The following is a 16,916-nucleotide window of genomic DNA, read 5'->3' as shown; positions in this document are numbered from 1 at the left end:
AACATTTTGATTTATCGAAATTTAAATCCAATAAATAGTAGTTCTTGCATTCCATATCGATTCGTACATAAGAAATGTAAAGCGATGATATAAGTGGTTTGAATACTTTATTTTAGTAGTTCCTGTATTAGAATTTGTCTTGAAGAAAGAAGAAAATAAAAAAGATTTTACGACCAAACGGTTAAAAACCCTTAGAAAAAAGGACCTATCCGTACAAGGGTTGCTCGACGGACTTCTTAAGGGGGATAAATCTGCCTTGGGGCAAGCCATTACACTCATAGAAAGTACCAAGGTCAGCCATCTAAAAAAGTCTGAAGAATTAATTACACGATGTTTAAGGTATGCCGGAAATAGTGTACGAATAGGTATTACGGGGGTACCTGGTGTAGGGAAAAGCACTTTCATTGAATCTTTTGGATCACATTTGACAAAATTGGGTAAAAAAGTAGCCGTTTTAGCCGTAGACCCGTCAAGTTCATTCACAAAAGGAAGTATTTTGGGTGATAAGACCCGCATGGAGTCTTTGGCCAAGAATGCGAGTGCTTTTATAAGACCTTCACCAGCAAGTGATTCCCTTGGTGGTGTGACCAGAAAAACCCGTGAAACCATTATTCTTTGCGAAGCTGCAGGTTACGAAACTATTTTAATCGAAACGGTTGGCGTGGGGCAAAGCGAAACGGTTGTGCATAGTATGGTAGATTTCTTTTTACTATTGAAATTGGCGGGGGCAGGCGATGAACTTCAAGGTATAAAACGAGGTATTATGGAAATGGCCGATGCCATAGTGATCAATAAAGCGGACGGAAACAATTTGAAAAACGTGAAATTGGCGCAAACTGAATTCAGCAGGGCCCTACATTTATACCCACCTAAACCCAATGGTTGGGCCCCTCAGGTATTGAGTTGTTCGGCGCTAGAAAATAAGGGCATTGAAGCCATATGGAATATGATCTTAGAGTTTGTCAAAACCACCCAACAAAACTCCTATTTTGAAAAGAACCGTTCTGAGCAAAATAAAAACTGGTTCTTACAAACCGTTGAGGAACTGTTGAAGCAACAATTTTATCAAGATAGTGACACGAAACAATTATTAAAAAAGTTGTTACCTGAAGTGGAACTTAACAAAATTTCTCCTTTCGCCGCTGCGAACAAATTGATAAACGCCAGAAAATAGGGTACTATCAAATGGGGACGCCACATTTATTGGGCATATTTCAGTTGTAATTAAAAGCCTAAATTTGCCACGTTTTATACGTCTATATATGCAAATTGTAACCAACGCTTTTCTATCCATCGTAGTTCCCCTTTATAACGAAGAGGACAATGTGACACTGTTGACTGAAAAAATTCATGAAAGCCTTAACGGATATGACTACCAAATCATTTACGTAGATGATTTTTCAACAGATGATACGCGACAGGTTATAAAAAAAATGGACGATGATAAAGTGCATTTGATTGAGCTCAAAAAAAATTACGGCCAGAGTCTGGCACTGGCTGCGGGCATAGATTATGCCACTGGGGATTATATCATTACCATGGATGGTGATCTGCAGAATGACCCATCAGACATTCCTAAAATGTTGGAGTATGCCGAAGAGGGCGAATATGACCTGATTACGGGTATTCGGCAAAAAAGAAAAGACTCGCTGGTAAAAAAGATTCCTTCGAAAATTGCTAACTTTTTGGTGCGTAGGGTAACCAAATTGGATATTAAGGATAATGGTTGTGCACTGAAGGTTTTCACCAAAGAAATTGCCAAAGGCCTCAACCTATATGGTGAAATGCATCGGTTTATAACACTTTTGGCATTTCTGGAAGGTGCTCAAATCAAACAAGTGCCGGTCAAACACCATGCACGCAATGCAGGCGTTTCAAAATATGGTTTGGAACGGGTTTTCAAAGTTGTTGCCGATATGATGTTACTGCTCTTCATACGTAAATACTTTCAGCGGCCCATTCACCTCTTTGGTATTTTTGGGGTGTTCTTAATGATTCTAGGGACCTTGATTGAAATGTACCTGCTTGTTGTAAAGTTTGGTTTTGGCGAGGATATTGGGACAAGGCCACTCTTGATTTTCGGTATGATGTTAATTTTAGGGGGCATCCAACTATTTACCATTGGTATCGTAATGGAATTGCTGATTAGAACCTATTATGAATCGCAATCAAAACGCCCCTATCGAATCAAAAAAATTACCATAGGTGACGGACAAACAGCGTAAAATAGGTACTACGGCACTAAAAATAATAGTCAGCGTAGCCCTTACCTATTTTATTTTTACCAAGATAAATTTTTCAGACGTACTTGAGGTGCTGAAACGTGCTAAAGCTGGGTACCTCATCTTGGCAATTTTGCTTTTCATTATTTCGAAGGTTTTAAATGCTCTTCGGCTGAACCTTTACTTTCATTCCATTGGGGTTCAATTGACCCAGATAAGTAATTTGAAGTTATATCTTTTAGGGATGTTCTATAACCTTTTCTTACCTGGCGGAATTGGTGGTGATGCTTATAAGGGCTATGTGATCCAGAAAAAATACCGGTCTGGTACGAAGAAAGTCGTGGCTGTTTTACTTCTAGATCGTCTAAGTGGAATGCTGTTCATATTCATATATGCCTGTCTATTAGCCATTTTTTTACCAGACAATACTTTTTTAGGCTATAATTGGCTTTTAGGGCTGGCCATTCCCATCGGTATTGCAGGCTTCTGGTTCTTGAACAAGATATGGTTTTCATATACTTTAAAGGCTTTTTGGGGCTCTTTTATATATTCGGGTATTTTACAGGCTACCCAGCTATTAGCCGTGGTCTGTATTCTTAGGGCCCTGTCGATTACCTTAAATGAGGTAGCCTACTTGTTTGTATTTTTGATTTCGTCCATAGTCTCAGTGATTCCCTTAACGATTGGGGGAATCGGAAGTCGGGAAATTACTTTTTTGTATGGAGCCAAATGGTTGGGACTCAATGCAGATAGCTCCATTGCAATTAGCATGGTCTTTTTTTTAATTACAGCACTGGTTTCCTTGTTTGGCATATACCATCACTTTTACAAGCCACGGCTTAAAGTGATTGCAGATCAATAAATGTGCACTAAATGCATCTTGTTCAATTTTTTTCCCCTTGTAGAAGGTTCCAAAAACTTTAGTTGAAGTCTTGTTATCCTAAATTGGTCCACCGTAATTTGTTCGTCCCAATCAAACCCGGAAGCCTTAAGCTGCTCTAGGCCATTGGTATCGGAATATACCCAGAAATCCTTTTTCTCAGAAAGCTCATCCAAAGAGGCTATTTGAACGGGGCGTTTATTGTAAAAGTCAAGGGCCCAGGTATGTCTATTTGAGAATTTATAGATATTTTCTACCGATATACCCTTCTCCCTTACTTTTTCGGCCATAGTAGACCCACCTTGGTAATTCAACAAAGAAGGATAAAAATGCGTATTTAAAATACCGTTCAAGAGTAATGAACTACACACCGACAATGTAATAATACGCATGTAATACGCTTCGCGCTTTAAGCAGAAATAAGCAATGGTAAGTAGTGAAACCATTAAGACCACATAACTTATCCAATTTTCAAATTTGAATACATAGAAGCAGATCAAAAGTGAAAATATAAAGACCAGACTTAAAATAAAGTATTGTATCCCCAGTAAAATCTTGATTTCCCGCTCTTTTGTAAATCGATACAGGCTATGCGCATAAGATGCGGTTAAAATGGCATACAAAGGCATCATAATGTTCATATAATGTGGCAATTTGAATTGCGCAAAACTGATGATAAAAAAGATAATGGTAATGGCACCTAGAGTTAAAAATTCGTACTTTGGATTATATCGAAATCGCAACTTGACGAAGCTTTTCATCCGCCACCAATAGGCAATTAACGCCAATGCCGTCCAAGGCAAGAATACCCATAAAAAAGTGTGGAAAAAGAAAAAATAGTCACTACTGTTCTTACCCATTCCCGTACCGCTCAAACGTTCGAAACTTTGTTCCCAAAAAATAAAAAAGATACCACTGCGACTACTTCTTCCGCGAATGACCTTTTCGGGGTATAGGTCAAACTGATGGTAGTAGGCATATAACATTGGGGCGATGGCCAGTGCAAAAACCAATACGGCAACCAAAACCTTCCAACTCAAGAAAAGTTTCCACTTTCTCGTATATGCCATATGGCATAAGATACATAGCCCAATAACGAGCAATGCTATTTGCCCTTTGGTGGAAAAGGCAATTCCCGCCGCAAAAGCTCCGATTGCAATATTTTTCAGACTATTCGTCTCAATATAGGCCACCAGTTGCCATATCGCCAAAATAGTGAACCCCGTAAGTACCGCATCGGTTCGAACATCTATTACAGAGAGTACGATGGTCTGGCAAGTCATAAAAATCAATGCCGAGAATCGACCGATATCGTTGTTATAGAGTAGTTTTCCTAAACCATAACAACTGTAAGCACCTAACAACGTGGCCAATAGACCTGGAATACGATACGTCCAATCATAAATACCAAAGATTTTAAAGGAAAGTGCGGCCAACCAATAATGCATGTGCGGCTTATCGAGGTATTCATTTGGCCCTTTGAAGAGATTGATAAAATCATTTTCTTGTACCATCCGCATGGCCATTACAGCGAATTGTGCAGAATCATTCTCAAAGAGGGTAACAAACATTCCGGCGATATATACCAAAACGATCAAAGCAATTAAAACCCAATATCTTGCTGAAGAGATCATGCCCTAATTTTGAGAGTTGCAAATATATATAACTTCGAGAAGACCCAACCGAAAAGGAATCCCACCAAAATGCCGGTTAGAACATCCAATGGAAAATGCACCCCGATGTAAATACGGCTATACCCGACCAAAAATGCCCAAAGCAATAGAAAAGGGACCAGTATGCGATACTTATGCTTTAGAAGGAAGACAAAAAAAGTAGCCAGGGTAAAAGAATTCGCTGCATGTGCTGAAAAAAAGCTGAACTTACCGCCGCAATAGCCTTTGACCAGTCGCATTAAATCAATGATTTCGTTATCGTAACAAGGCCGTAACCTACCAAAACCGTATTTGAAAAAGTTGGACAACTGGTCGGTGCAGGTAATTAAAAGTGTTACCGTAATAACAAGTACAATCATTCTTTTTAAGCCAAAAGTGCGATAAGAAAGTACGAGCAACAGCAGAAAAATTGGAATGGTAACCAGACTTAAGGTTCTTGATAAATACATCCAAAAGCCATCCCAGGTTTCAGTGCCTAGACCATTCAAGTAAAGAAAAAATGCTTTATCCCATTGTATTAATTCCTCTAACATAGATCAATCATCATATCTTGAAACTTCACGATCATAAAATGCCGTAGCGGCATTGATCATATTTTCGGTTTCGGCCTCCAATTCAACTTGATCTTCTTTGCTAAATTCCTCAAGCCATTCCAACTCATCATTTTCCAAGTTAATGACAAATCTAGGGAACTCGGTATGCACAATATATATCCCATTAGGGTAATCCGTATTGTCGCCGAGTAAAAATTTAGGTAATTCCATGGGTTTATTTTTCATTTCAAATGAGCAAACGTATTTTTAAGGTAGTAACGCGGTTGATTTTGAAATTAGTTTTTTGGTCAGATAGTTAAATCGAATATACAACATTACGGCAGATGCGGTCAAACCTAGAAGCAGTCCGATCCAAATACCCGTACTTTTAAATTCCGTGAACAATCCTAAAAAATAACTGACAGGAAAACCAATCAGCCAATAGGCGATAAAAGTAATCAGTGTTGGTATCTTAACGTCTTGAAGTCCGCGAAGTGCCCCCAGTACCACTACTTGAATACCGTCAGAAATCTGAAAAATGGCTGCCACCAACAATAATTGTGATGCCATAATGATTACTTCCGTATTGTCTAATTGATTCGTAATATCATCAACATCCAAGTAAATCGTAGGCAACCAGTGCCTCCCCAGTAAAAACAAGGCAGCGAAAACCACCTCAAGTAATAGGGTCAAAAAGAAAATGGACTGTGCGATTCGCCTAAGTTCCTTAAAATCCTGCAATCCTTTTTGATTGCCCACCCTCACCATCGCGGCAACACTTAACCCCATACCGACCATAAAGGTCATACTACTTAAATTGAGTGCTATTTGATTCGCGGCCTGTGCATTTTTACCCAACACACCGCTCAACCAAATGGCAGCGGTGAATATGGCGACTTCAAAAAACATTTGTAGGGCGGATGGAAAACCCAAACCGACAATTTTTCGAATGACCTTCCTCTCTATTTTTTTAAAGTTGAAACCCGTTACATAAGTTTGGAATTTTTCTTTTCGCTTCAGTAAAAACCAGATATAAAAAACCATGATAAAACGGGCCGCTAACGTACCTATCGCAGCGCCAACAATACCTAGTTTCGGGAAACCAAAAGAGCCGAAAATCAAAAGATAATTCAGTACCACATTTACGATATTCGCAATTATCGTGGCATACATGGGGTATTTGGTTTGTGAGAGTCCCTCAGAAAATTGCTTGAAAGCCTGAAAGATAATTAAGGGTACCAACGAAAATGCCACCAATTCTAAATAGGGAATGGCCAGTCGTACTACCTCATCAGGTTGCTTCATCGCATACATCAATGGTTTGCAAAGTAAAATTATTACGAATAGGGAAAGTCCTAAGAAAGTACAAAGCACGAGACCATGTTTTAAGGCACTTTTTCCATCTGCTTCATTACCTGAACCATCAGCCTCTGCAACCAACGGTGTAATCGCCGTAGAAAAACCGATACCCAATGACATGGCAATGAATACAAAACTATTACCCAAAGAAACCGCAGCCAACTCAGCCGTACCCAATTGGCCGACCATGATATTGTCAGCAAAAGCCACAAAGGTATGCCCAAGCATGCCCAATATAACAGGGTAGGCTAATTTTAAATTATATGAAAACTCTTTCGTGTATTGTTTCAAACCAAAAATCGGATTGTTACCTTCAGTTGTATTTTACTTTTTATCATTCCGCTTTAGCCCTATTCTTCGCTTCTTCCCAATAAACATCCATCTCTGCCAATGTCATTTCTTTAAGTGTTTTGCCCAACTCTTTTGCTCTTCTTTCTAAAAATTGAAAGCGACCAATAAACTTTTTGTTGGTTAATTCAAGGGAGTTTTCAGGGTTGATATTGAGAAAACGCGCATAATTGACCATCGAAAATAATACGTCACCAAACTCTTCTTCCATTTTCTGCTGATTGTTCATCCTGATTTCTTCTTGAAACTCGGCCAATTCCTCTTGCAATTTTTCAAACACCTGTTCCGGTTTTTCCCAATCAAATCCCACACCTGCTACCTTCTCTTGAATACGATTGGCTTTTACCAAAGCGGGCAAGCTATTAGGTACTCCCTCCAACACACTTTTTTTTCCCTCTTTGAGTTTTATGTTTTCCCAATTACGCTGTACATCTTGCTCATTTTCGACTTGAACATCCCCATAAATATGAGGATGCCTATTAATTAACTTGTCACAAATCTCGTTGGCAACATCGGCGATATCAAAATTGTTGGTTTCAGAACCGATTTTGGCATAGAAAACAATGTGCAACAATACATCTCCCAATTCTTTTTTGACCTCATTCAAATCATTGTCCAATATCGCATCCCCAAGTTCATAAGTCTCCTCTATGGTAAGGTGGCGAAGCGTCTTCATGGTTTGCTTTTTATCCCAAGGGCACTGGGCCCGTAGCTCATCCATTATGGTCAACAACCTATCAAATGCCTTTAATTGATCAGCTCTACTGTTCATCCTTAAAAATTCTACGCCAAAGCTACAAAGTCATGAGGAATCAATATGACATTCAAACAAAAGAAAACAAACAGTTATCAACGAAGTCATAATACCGGTAAGTAGTAGTTTATGCCATCGGGCGCAGAACCCGAAAAAACCGTAAAGGGCAACTTTTTTAAACGTTACCAACGAAAAGAATCCCCTAAGCCCTAAAGATCATTAAATCAAAGCATTCCCTATCATTGCCATCGGGGTTTGAACTATTTCAATATTGCCCTGTTGATAAAAGCACCAAAGTACAAGCTACTTCAACTTCAACACCATTGATGGCAAGCATATCATAAAACTCAGGATTCTCAGTACCCGGATTGAAAATGACCTTTTTGGGTTTCAGGCCAATTATACTTTCATAGTACTGCTTTTGCCGTTCAGCACCCAAATACAACGTTACAATGTCAACTTTTGGTAGTTCATCTAAATTAGTCTTAATTTGCACTGAATCAATCAAACCAGGCCTTAAGCCAAAGGCAACTGTAGTTATATTATGCTCTAATAAACGTTTTACTACCAAATTACTGTATCTATTTGGTTTTAAGGATGCTCCAAAAACAAGGGTAGTCGGCATATGTTAATTTATGTGTTAAACTACTATAAAAGTCGTAACAATTGTGAAAAAATGGCGTCTTTAATGAACAAGAAAAAAATTTAGCATTGGTAAGACTGTATTTTTATAGTTAATGGTTAGTGTTTAGTATGGCTTATCAATGACATGAACCCTGACTTCTGCAAAGAAGCTCAGGGTTTACTTTTTTTAGGAACCCTTGATTCAGAATTACCTTTTAATCAGAGGGAAATGTTAAAAAAATCATCTTTTTGTAACATCGCCCCATATCATATCGTCTAGTTAGTGACATCAATCAAAACTGAACGGCTATGAAGAAGAACAATTCCAATTTTAATAATCACCTAAGGGAGGGAGCTGCCTAAAAAACAGATAACCTGGACATCTTGAAAATTTAGATAACTTATTGCTTTGGTATAAAAACACCAAAGAAAATAATGGCAATACTTCAGTCTGGCTATCGTATTGTATTTGACTTTTAAAATTAGGGCAATTGGTTGGTTAGCCCTTTTCTAAAAAGTCGACAACACCCTGAAATTCATTTTGAAGATCAGGGTTGTTTTTACCATTTAATGATTACGCTACCCCAGGTAAAGCCGCTACCAAAAGCGGCTAAAACCACCACATCGTCTTCTTTTACCTTTCCTGCCTCCCATGCTTCGGTTAAAGCAATTGGTATGGATGCAGCCGTGGTGTTACCGTATTTCATAATATTGTTATACACCTGTTCCCCTGATAATCCGAACTTCTTTTGTACAAACTGTGAAATACGTAAGTTGGCCTGATGCGGCACCAACATATTAATATCAGTAGGTTTAAGACCATTTTTTTGAAGTCCTTCCATAATGACCTCGCTAAAACGTACAACAGCATTCTTAAAGACAAATTGTCCGTTCATATAGGGAAAGTAAGATTCATCATTAGGGTCATTGTCTTCAATAATATCGGTGACCCAGCGTTTGCCCATACCAGGAGCAATCAATGATAATTCTTCTGCATGTTGTCCTTCAGAATGTAAATGGGTAGACAGTACACCCTTGGAATTATCCTCTTCCCTACTCAATACCGCAGCGCCGGCACCATCTCCAAAGATTACGGAAACCCCCCTACCCCGGGTCGTCATATCCAGACCCCTCGAATGTACCTCTGATCCAATGACCAATACATTTTTGTACATTCCGCTTTTAATATATTGATCGGCCACCGAAATACCATAAACAAATCCTGAACATTGGTTTCGAACGTCTAAAGCACCCACTGTTTTTATACCTAGATCACGTTGCACCAGTACCCCTGGGCCAGGAAAGTAATAATCGGGGCTCAATGTGGCAAAGACGATAAAATCGATGTCGTCTTTGTCGATGCCAGCTCTTTCGATAGCGATTTTTGCCGCTGCAACACCCATGGAGGTCGTAGTATCCTCTTCGGTACTCACATGTCTTCGCTCCTTGATTCCTGTGCGTTCTTGAATCCATTCATCACTGGTATCCATGACTTTTGATAAATCATTATTGGTCACCACATTTTCAGGCACATAATAGCCGAGTCCGGTAATTTTTGAATTATACATACGGTATGAGGTTTGTTACTCGTACAAGACAAGTATCTATTTTATTGAAAAGTAAAAAAATATATTGGTAGTCTAAAGAAATAAGGAATAATACCAAAACGACCGAAATAAAAAACCTTATTAAAGAGCTTATCCCCATTGCCTTGAACAGCAATTATCGTATTTTTAATTTTGGTGAAATCCTTAAAAGCCCATCCATGAAATATACCATACCATTGTTTACGTTTTTACTGAGTTTTATTGGTATCGCACAAGAAAACCTTACCTACCAAAAACCTTCAAATGAAATACTGGAATTGGTGGAAGCCCCATTGGCCCCTTCAGTACTCTTGACTGCTGATGGAAAATATATGGTGCTTTTATATCGTGATTATTACAAAAGTATCGCAGAGCTGTCTGAAAAAGAATTGCGCCTGGCGGGGTTACGTATCAATCCGAAAACAAATATTGGAAGTAGAACCAATTACTACAACAACATAAAGATCAAGCGTATTGGCGAAGAAGATGCCGAACAGGTAATTGGCCTTCCTGAAGGTTCGCGACTTGCCAATTTCAAATGGTCCCCTGACCAGTCTAAAATAGCAGTCACCAATACCACAAAAGATGGGGTAGAAGTCTGGGTATTGGATATTAAAGATGCCCAAGTAACCAAACTAACCAGTGCAAACGTAAATGCGAATATGCGCGACGTCATCAATTGGTTCAAAGATGGAAAATCCATCTTGGTGAAGATGTTGCCGTCAGATAGAAAGCCCCTTATCAACGTTTCAGAAGCCGTTCCGGTCGGGCCGACAATATCGTCTAACGATGGTAAAAAAGCACAAAATCGAACCTATCAAGATTTATTGAAAAATCCGAATGATGAATTTAACTTTGAACAACTTGCGCGTTCTGAACTTCATAAAGTAAATCTTGACGGTACCACAACCAGATGGAAAGAGACGGCTATGTATGGCGATATCAGTTTTTCACCTGACGGAAATTATGTCATGGCGGTGACTATAGATCGCCCCTTCTCATATTTGGTGCCATATTACCGCTTTCCATCAACCACAACGGTTTATGACAGAAGTGGCACTTTGGTAACTACCCTGCTTGAAGTACCGCTTATTGAAGATCTACCAAAAGGATTCATGTCTGTGAGAATGGGTATGCGTTCCATCAGCTGGCGAACTGACAAACCTGCCTCCCTGGTTTATGCCGAAGCATTGGATGAAGGAGACCCAGAGAATGAAGTGCCGTTTCGTGATGCCATTTTTCAGTTGGATGCCCCTTTCAACGGAAAAGCGAAAATGCTTTTAAAGACCCAGAACAGGTATAGTTACATACAATGGGGCGACGATGATTTGGCAATTGCCCATGATTACTGGTGGAACAATAGAAATACCAAAAGTTATGTGTTCAATCCATCAGATAATGCCATAAAACCCGTGATAATTGCCGATAGAAATTATCAGGATGTATATAGTGACCCGGGAGATTTCGTGACTGAACGAAATAAAAATGGCGAATATGTTCTTGCGCTTGACAACGATTACGGCTACCTTCTCGGTGACGGATATACAGAAAACGGGCAATTTCCCTTTGCTGATAAAATGAACTTGAAATCTTTAAAAAAGGAACGATTATATACTTCTCAGCTAGAAGGGAAAAAAGAAAACCTCATCTCTTATGATGTAAACAAAGATGAACTTTTAGTAAGAATTGAATCCCCTAGTGAATATCCAAATTACTTTTATAAGACCTTAAGAAAAGACAAGGCTGCCATTCAATTGACCAATTTTGAAAATCCCTTCAAAAGTATACAGAACGTCCATAAAGAGGTTATTACCTACAAAAGGGATGACGGTCTAGAACTTACTGGCACCCTTTATCTTCCCGTTGGTTACGATAAAGAAAAAAAAGAAAAGAAACCAATGATCCTATGGGCATATCCAAGAGAGTACAAAGACAAGAACAGTGCATCTCAAAACACACAAAACCCCAATGAATTCACCTATCCTTTTTGGGGTTCACCAATTTATTGGGTTACCAAGGGATATGTCGTTTTAGATGATGCCGCATTCCCTATTATTGGTGAAGGTGACGAAGAGCCAAATGATTCTTTTAGAAAACAGCTTGTAGCCAATGGAAAAGCGGCTATAGATGCTGTAGATAAACTGGGTTATATAAATCGTAAAAAAGTAGCGGTCGGCGGACATAGTTATGGGGCATTTATGGTCGCTAACCTTTTATCGCATTCAAACCTTTTTGCAGCGGGAATTGCAAGAAGTGGTGCATACAATCGAACTTTGACGCCATTCGGTTTTCAAAGCGAGGAAAGAAATTATTGGGAGGCCCCAGAAGTATATTATACCATGTCTCCCTTTATGCATGCCGATAAAATGAAAACCCCCTTATTATTGGTCCACGGAGAGGCTGATAACAATTCAGGTACCTACCCCATGCAAAGCGAGCGCTACTTTAACGCACTGAAGGGTTTAGGTGCAACGGTTAGATTGGTGATGCTACCAAAGGAGAGCCACGGTTACCGGGCGAAAGAGAGTATTCTTCACTTACTATGGGAACAAGACCAATGGCTTGAAAAATATGTGAAGCGATCAGAATCGCTTGATATACCCAAACCCGGCGTGAAAGATTGACAGCTAGTCTAGATACCGCTTAAAATTATTTACCTCGACGGTAGCCTTTAAATCATGTAACAGATTATAAAGGCCAAAAAAGGTGCGGTTCATATACAAGAAATGTTTGGAGCCCCGGTTACCGTTCATCTTTCGAATTTGCTCATCTTTTGAGTAGCGTTCACTTAGATTGGCTATTTTAGACCAAAACCCGTCATCCCCAAAATCGAAGGTATCCTCATTAAATGGTGAGGTAAACAAAGTCAGTAGTTCTTTAAAGAGTTCGGTAAAAAAATCAAGCTCCTTCTTGGAATCGGTTAGTGTCAAAATCTCTAATTCGTACAACTTTTCAGTAAATACCTTTTCATTATTGATGTTGTTCTTTTCGGCCAATTCAAAATAAGGAATATAAAACTCATCGGGTATCTCCTTAATACATCCAAAATCTATGGCAATCAACGTGTCGTTGTCGCTCACCAAAAAATTACCAGGATGGGGATCGGCATGGACCTTTCTCAAACCATGTATTTGGAACATATAAAAATCCCATAGTGCTTGACCTAGCTTATCGCCCTTTTCTTTTGAAAAATCCGTTTTTGAAAATTCACCAAGATGAAGCCCTTTCATCCAATCCATTGTTATGATACGTTCGCTGGAAAGGTCTTTGTAATATTTTGGGAATTCGATATTGGGTATTACTGAGCAAGCCTCGGTAATCTCTTTACTTTGCTGAAGTTCAAGAAGATAATCGGTTTCTTCTACCAGTTTATTTTCTACCTCTTTAAAATATTTATCAGAGTCTTTGCCCTGTAAGTTGAACATACGGATAGCAATTGGCTTTACGATGGCCAAATCACTACCTATACTATCGGCAACACCAGGATATTGAATCTTAACGGCCAAATTTCTACCATCTTTTGTGGCCTTGTGTACCTGACCAATACTGGCGGCATTAACAGAATCTTGTTCAAAAGTGTCGAATACCTCTTCGGGATATTTTCCTAAGTATTTTTTAAAAGTTTTCCGTACCAGGGGAGCCGATAATGGCGGTACGGAAAACTGTGACAATGAAAATTTTTCAACATAGGCATTGGGCAGCAGGTTCTTTTCCATGCTGAGCATTTGGGCAACCTTAAGGGCACTGCCCTTCAAACTTTTAAGACCATCGTAAATGTCACTGGCGTTGTCCTCATTCAATTCGTCTTTCCCCAAATCAGGATTGACTAACTTCTTGCCATAATATTTAGCATAATTACCCCCGATCTTAACCCCTGTCTTAACCAACTTACTGGCCCGTTCAATCTTCCCCGTTGGTATTCTATCGAGTGTCTTCATATATATTTATAGGTTAGGCAAAATTTTCTTTGTATAGGAATTTCCCGAAATCAATAAGGCTATCCAAGGGTGTATTGTCGAACACATCAAAATTCGTCGTGACCGATTTCTCGATGGCCAAATCGGTTTTTTCAAAACCAGCAGAAGTATCGTCCATCCAAAACTTTAAAAGAAATAAAAATTGGATCCAAGCCCCCTCTGAAAAGAAAAGTGGATTTCGTTGTGTCAACCTTATGGTCTTACCCGCATTTGCCTCTTCAATCAATTCCGTAGTGTAGTCTTTGAAATGACTTCTTAAACCTTTTAGCTCCCCCATTTTATCAAGCATCTTTCTATTGCTATCAAGGGTAAAGAGCACATAACTTCTATTTAAGGTCAGTATCTCAAAAAAGGTATAGAAAAATGATAGCATTTTATCTTTGTTGCTAAAACCTGCATATTCCTTATTTTTTTGCAATAAGTCCATGGTGTTGGCATAGAAACTGTTCCATATTTCTTTTTGCAACGATTCAAAAGATCCAAAAAACCTATAAAAATCCTCTTCCTTTATCTTGTTCTGTTTACAAAACTTGTAAATGGATTTAGGACGTGTTTCATGTTCCAAAACAAAATCCATATACCAACCTATAATAATCCCTTTTGAAATCTTCGTCGTACTCGTTTTTGCTGCCATTGTATATTCTGTTTAATCAAAAATACGATTTATCAAACTATTTTGATGTTAATGCATTTACAAATTCATCAGTAAAAAGAAAACGCGCTTCCAAGTAGTAGCGCGTTTTCAACAACCTAACCAATAAATAAACAAACTTGTAGTTCTAATTCTTTTTCATAGCAATTAGTTTACCACAACCATACCAAAAGTAAGTATTGTTTAATTATAAAAAGAATTTTTTAAACAAAAAAAATGTTAATTTTTCAATTCGACCGATGAAGACCGTAAAAATGTCAGTTTGTCACCTCAATGTCTCTTGGTACTTTTTTTGGTATATCAGGGTGATTAGTAAAATGTGAAGTTTCAAATACAACATAAAATAAAATTGGATTATGGCTACAGGTAAAATCAATGTTTCAGTAGAGAACATTTTTCCCTTGATAAAAAAGTTTTTATATAGTGATCATGAGATCTTTTTACGTGAATTAATTTCAAACGCTACGGATGCCACGTTGAAATTAAAACACCTTAGCGCAATTGGGGAGGCAAAGGTGGAATATGGCAATCCCATTATCGAAATAAAAGTTGATAAGGATAACAAGAAGATCCATATTATTGACCAAGGTGTCGGTATGACAGAGGAAGAAGTCAAAAAGTACATCAATGAGGTAGCTTTTTCCGGTGCTGAGGAATTCTTGGACAAATATAAAGATGCCGGAAAAGATGCTGGTATTATTGGGCATTTTGGCCTTGGTTTTTATTCGGCCTTTATGGTCGCAGAGAAGGTAGAGATCATCACCAAAAGTTTTAAAGACGAGACTGCGGTACATTGGACCTGTGACGGCTCACCCGAATTTGATTTAAAAGAGACCGATAAAACCGAAAGGGGAACTGAAATCGTATTGCACATCGCCGAAGATTCGACGGAGTTTTTAGAAGAGTCAAGAATCAATACCTTGTTGTCTAAATACAATAAGTTCATGCCCATTCCGATTAAGTTCGGTACTAAAACGGAAACACTTCCAAAACCAGAAGGTGCGAAAGAAGAAGATCCCGCACCAACCCAAGAGGTTGATAATATCATCAACAACCCTAATCCCGCGTGGACCAAAAAGCCGGCAGATTTAAAAGAAGAAGATTATAAAGGTTTCTATAGGGAGTTGTACCCAATGCAATTTGAAGAACCCTTATTTAATATTCATTTGAATGTGGATTATCCTTTCAACTTAACGGGAATACTTTATTTCCCTAAGTTGACCAATGATATGAATATTCAGAAGGATAAAATACAACTTTATCAAAACCAGGTTTTCGTAACCGATAATGTTGAGGGTATAGTACCTGAATTTTTGACCATGCTACGTGGTGTCATAGATTCACCTGATATTCCGTTGAACGTTTCGCGCTCTTATCTACAAGCCGATGGTGCCGTAAAAAAGATTTCTTCGTATATCACCAAAAAGGTGGCAGACAAATTGAACTCTTTGTTCAAAAACAATCGTGAAGACTTCGAGCAAAAATGGAATGATATCAAAGTGGTGATAGAGTACGGTATGCTTTCTGAGGACAAATTCTTTGAAAAGGCCGAAAAATTCGCACTCTTCCCAACCGTTGATGGATCTTATTTAACTTTTGAAGAGTTACAAGAAAAAATAAAGGACAACCAGACCGATAAAGATGAAAAATTGGTCATTCTTTATACCTCTGATAAAGAATCGCAACATAGTTATATTGAAGCGGCAAAGGCCAAAGGTTACGAGGTATTATTACTTGACTCGCCCATTGTACCGCATCTAATGCAAAAATTAGAGACTTCGAAAGAGAAGATTTCATTTGCCCGTGTCGATGCAGATCATGTTGACAACCTTATTAAAAAAGAAGATACGGCCATTTCTAAATTGTCTGATGAGGAAAAAGAAAAACTAAAAGGTGATTTGGAAAAGGTCATTGGTGAACAAAGCGGTTATACCATTCAGTTGGAAGCAATGGATAGTTCTGCACAGCCCTTTATCATAACGGAGCCCGAATTTATGAGACGTATGAAAGACATGCAGCAGACAGGTGGCGGCGGTATGTTTGGCATGGGCAACATGCCAGATATGTTCAACCTTATCGTAAACACGAACCACGAATTGGTCGGTGAGATCCTAAATACCAAAACGGCCAAAAAGCGGGAACGGTTGATCAATCAATCCTTGGATTTGGCACGCTTGTCTAAAGGGTTGTTGAAGGGTGAGGAATTGACCAATTTTATCAGCCGTAGTTACGATATGATAAAATAATAATGACCCGGTAATCTTAAAACCAAAAAAGGTTTTCATAATAGAACCGCCCTTTTCGAATT

Annotated in this window: 14 protein-coding genes; 5 read left to right on the top strand and 9 right to left on the bottom strand. The window is 38.7% G+C overall.

Translation table 11 applies throughout. The features are described 5' to 3' along the window. Window positions 1–139 precede the first annotated feature (139 nt). The 3 genes from meaB (at window position 140) to AACM45_RS19330 (ending at window position 3,084) form a co-directional block, all read left to right on the top strand. The gene (gene meaB, locus AACM45_RS19340; protein ID WP_339144760.1) at window positions 140–1,174 is read left to right on the top strand and encodes a methylmalonyl Co-A mutase-associated GTPase MeaB; all 1,035 of its coding nucleotides are present in this window, start codon (window positions 140–142) and stop codon (window positions 1,172–1,174) included. Between the two features lie 88 nt (window positions 1,175–1,262). Continuing rightward, window positions 1,263–2,225 carry a glycosyltransferase family 2 protein gene (locus AACM45_RS19335; protein WP_339144758.1) on the top strand — a complete coding sequence of 321 codons (963 nt, stop codon included), beginning with the start codon at window positions 1,263–1,265 and terminating at the stop codon, window positions 2,223–2,225. Then, window positions 2,206–3,084, top strand: a complete 879-nt coding sequence (locus AACM45_RS19330; protein ID WP_339144756.1) for a lysylphosphatidylglycerol synthase transmembrane domain-containing protein — start codon at window positions 2,206–2,208, stop codon at window positions 3,082–3,084. Before AACM45_RS19335 ends, AACM45_RS19330 begins: the two co-directional genes overlap by 20 nt. On the opposite strand, the gene AACM45_RS19325 is transcribed toward AACM45_RS19330, so the two are convergent. From AACM45_RS19325 to AACM45_RS19295, 7 genes are all read right to left on the bottom strand, one after another. After that, the gene (locus tag AACM45_RS19325) at window positions 3,078–4,736 is read right to left on the bottom strand and encodes an ArnT family glycosyltransferase (RefSeq protein ID WP_339144755.1); all 1,659 of its coding nucleotides are present in this window, start codon (window positions 4,734–4,736) and stop codon (window positions 3,078–3,080) included. The genes AACM45_RS19330 and AACM45_RS19325 overlap by 7 nt on opposite strands. Then, on the bottom strand, window positions 4,733–5,308 hold the full coding sequence (locus tag AACM45_RS19320) for a phosphatase PAP2 family protein (RefSeq protein WP_339144754.1): 576 nt from the start codon (window positions 5,306–5,308) through the stop codon (window positions 4,733–4,735). Before AACM45_RS19320 ends, AACM45_RS19325 begins: the two co-directional genes overlap by 4 nt. A gap of 3 nt (window positions 5,309–5,311) precedes the next feature. Further along, window positions 5,312–5,539, bottom strand: coding sequence for a hypothetical protein (locus tag AACM45_RS19315; RefSeq protein WP_339144753.1), 228 nt, complete (start codon window positions 5,537–5,539; stop codon window positions 5,312–5,314). A 36-nt stretch (window positions 5,540–5,575) separates the two neighbouring features. Next, complete coding sequence (locus AACM45_RS19310) at window positions 5,576–6,958, bottom strand: MATE family efflux transporter (RefSeq protein ID WP_339144752.1); 1,383 nt, start codon at window positions 6,956–6,958, stop codon at window positions 5,576–5,578. Between the two features lie 43 nt (window positions 6,959–7,001). Continuing rightward, window positions 7,002–7,787 (bottom strand): nucleoside triphosphate pyrophosphohydrolase, encoded by a 786-nt coding sequence (gene mazG, locus AACM45_RS19305; RefSeq protein WP_339144751.1) that lies wholly within the window; start codon window positions 7,785–7,787, stop codon window positions 7,002–7,004. 247 nt (window positions 7,788–8,034) lie between these two features. Further along, a complete protein-coding gene (locus AACM45_RS19300) occupies window positions 8,035–8,394 on the bottom strand; it encodes a CoA-binding protein (protein WP_339144750.1) in 360 nt (119 codons plus the stop codon). Window positions 8,395–8,953: 559 nt separating this feature from the next. Continuing rightward, the gene (locus AACM45_RS19295; RefSeq protein ID WP_339144749.1) at window positions 8,954–9,961 is read right to left on the bottom strand and encodes a 3-oxoacyl-ACP synthase III family protein; all 1,008 of its coding nucleotides are present in this window, start codon (window positions 9,959–9,961) and stop codon (window positions 8,954–8,956) included. A 197-nt stretch (window positions 9,962–10,158) separates the two neighbouring features. Here AACM45_RS19295 and AACM45_RS19290 point away from each other — a divergent pair, with 197 nt between their 5' ends. Continuing rightward, the gene (locus AACM45_RS19290) at window positions 10,159–12,603 is read left to right on the top strand and encodes a S9 family peptidase (RefSeq protein WP_339144748.1); all 2,445 of its coding nucleotides are present in this window, start codon (window positions 10,159–10,161) and stop codon (window positions 12,601–12,603) included. A 3-nt stretch (window positions 12,604–12,606) separates the two neighbouring features. Here AACM45_RS19290 and AACM45_RS19285 read toward each other — a convergent pair whose 3' ends face one another. Next, window positions 12,607–13,917, bottom strand: a complete 1,311-nt coding sequence (locus AACM45_RS19285) for an ABC1 kinase family protein (RefSeq protein WP_339144747.1) — start codon at window positions 13,915–13,917, stop codon at window positions 12,607–12,609. 13 nt (window positions 13,918–13,930) lie between these two features. Next, window positions 13,931–14,590: a TetR family transcriptional regulator C-terminal domain-containing protein gene (locus tag AACM45_RS19280; RefSeq protein WP_339144745.1), complete on the bottom strand. Its 660-nt coding sequence runs from the start codon at window positions 14,588–14,590 to the stop codon at window positions 13,931–13,933. A gap of 374 nt (window positions 14,591–14,964) precedes the next feature. Between AACM45_RS19280 and htpG the strand changes: the two genes are divergently transcribed. Next, a complete protein-coding gene (gene htpG / locus AACM45_RS19275; RefSeq protein WP_339144744.1) occupies window positions 14,965–16,854 on the top strand; it encodes a molecular chaperone HtpG in 1,890 nt (629 codons plus the stop codon). Window positions 16,855–16,916 lie beyond the last annotated feature (62 nt).

The sequence above is a fragment of the Croceitalea sp. MTPC5 genome, assembly GCF_036985505.1.
In the GTDB taxonomy this organism is placed as follows: domain Bacteria; phylum Bacteroidota; class Bacteroidia; order Flavobacteriales; family Flavobacteriaceae; genus Croceitalea.
This window is presented reverse-complemented; position numbering and strand designations above follow the sequence as displayed.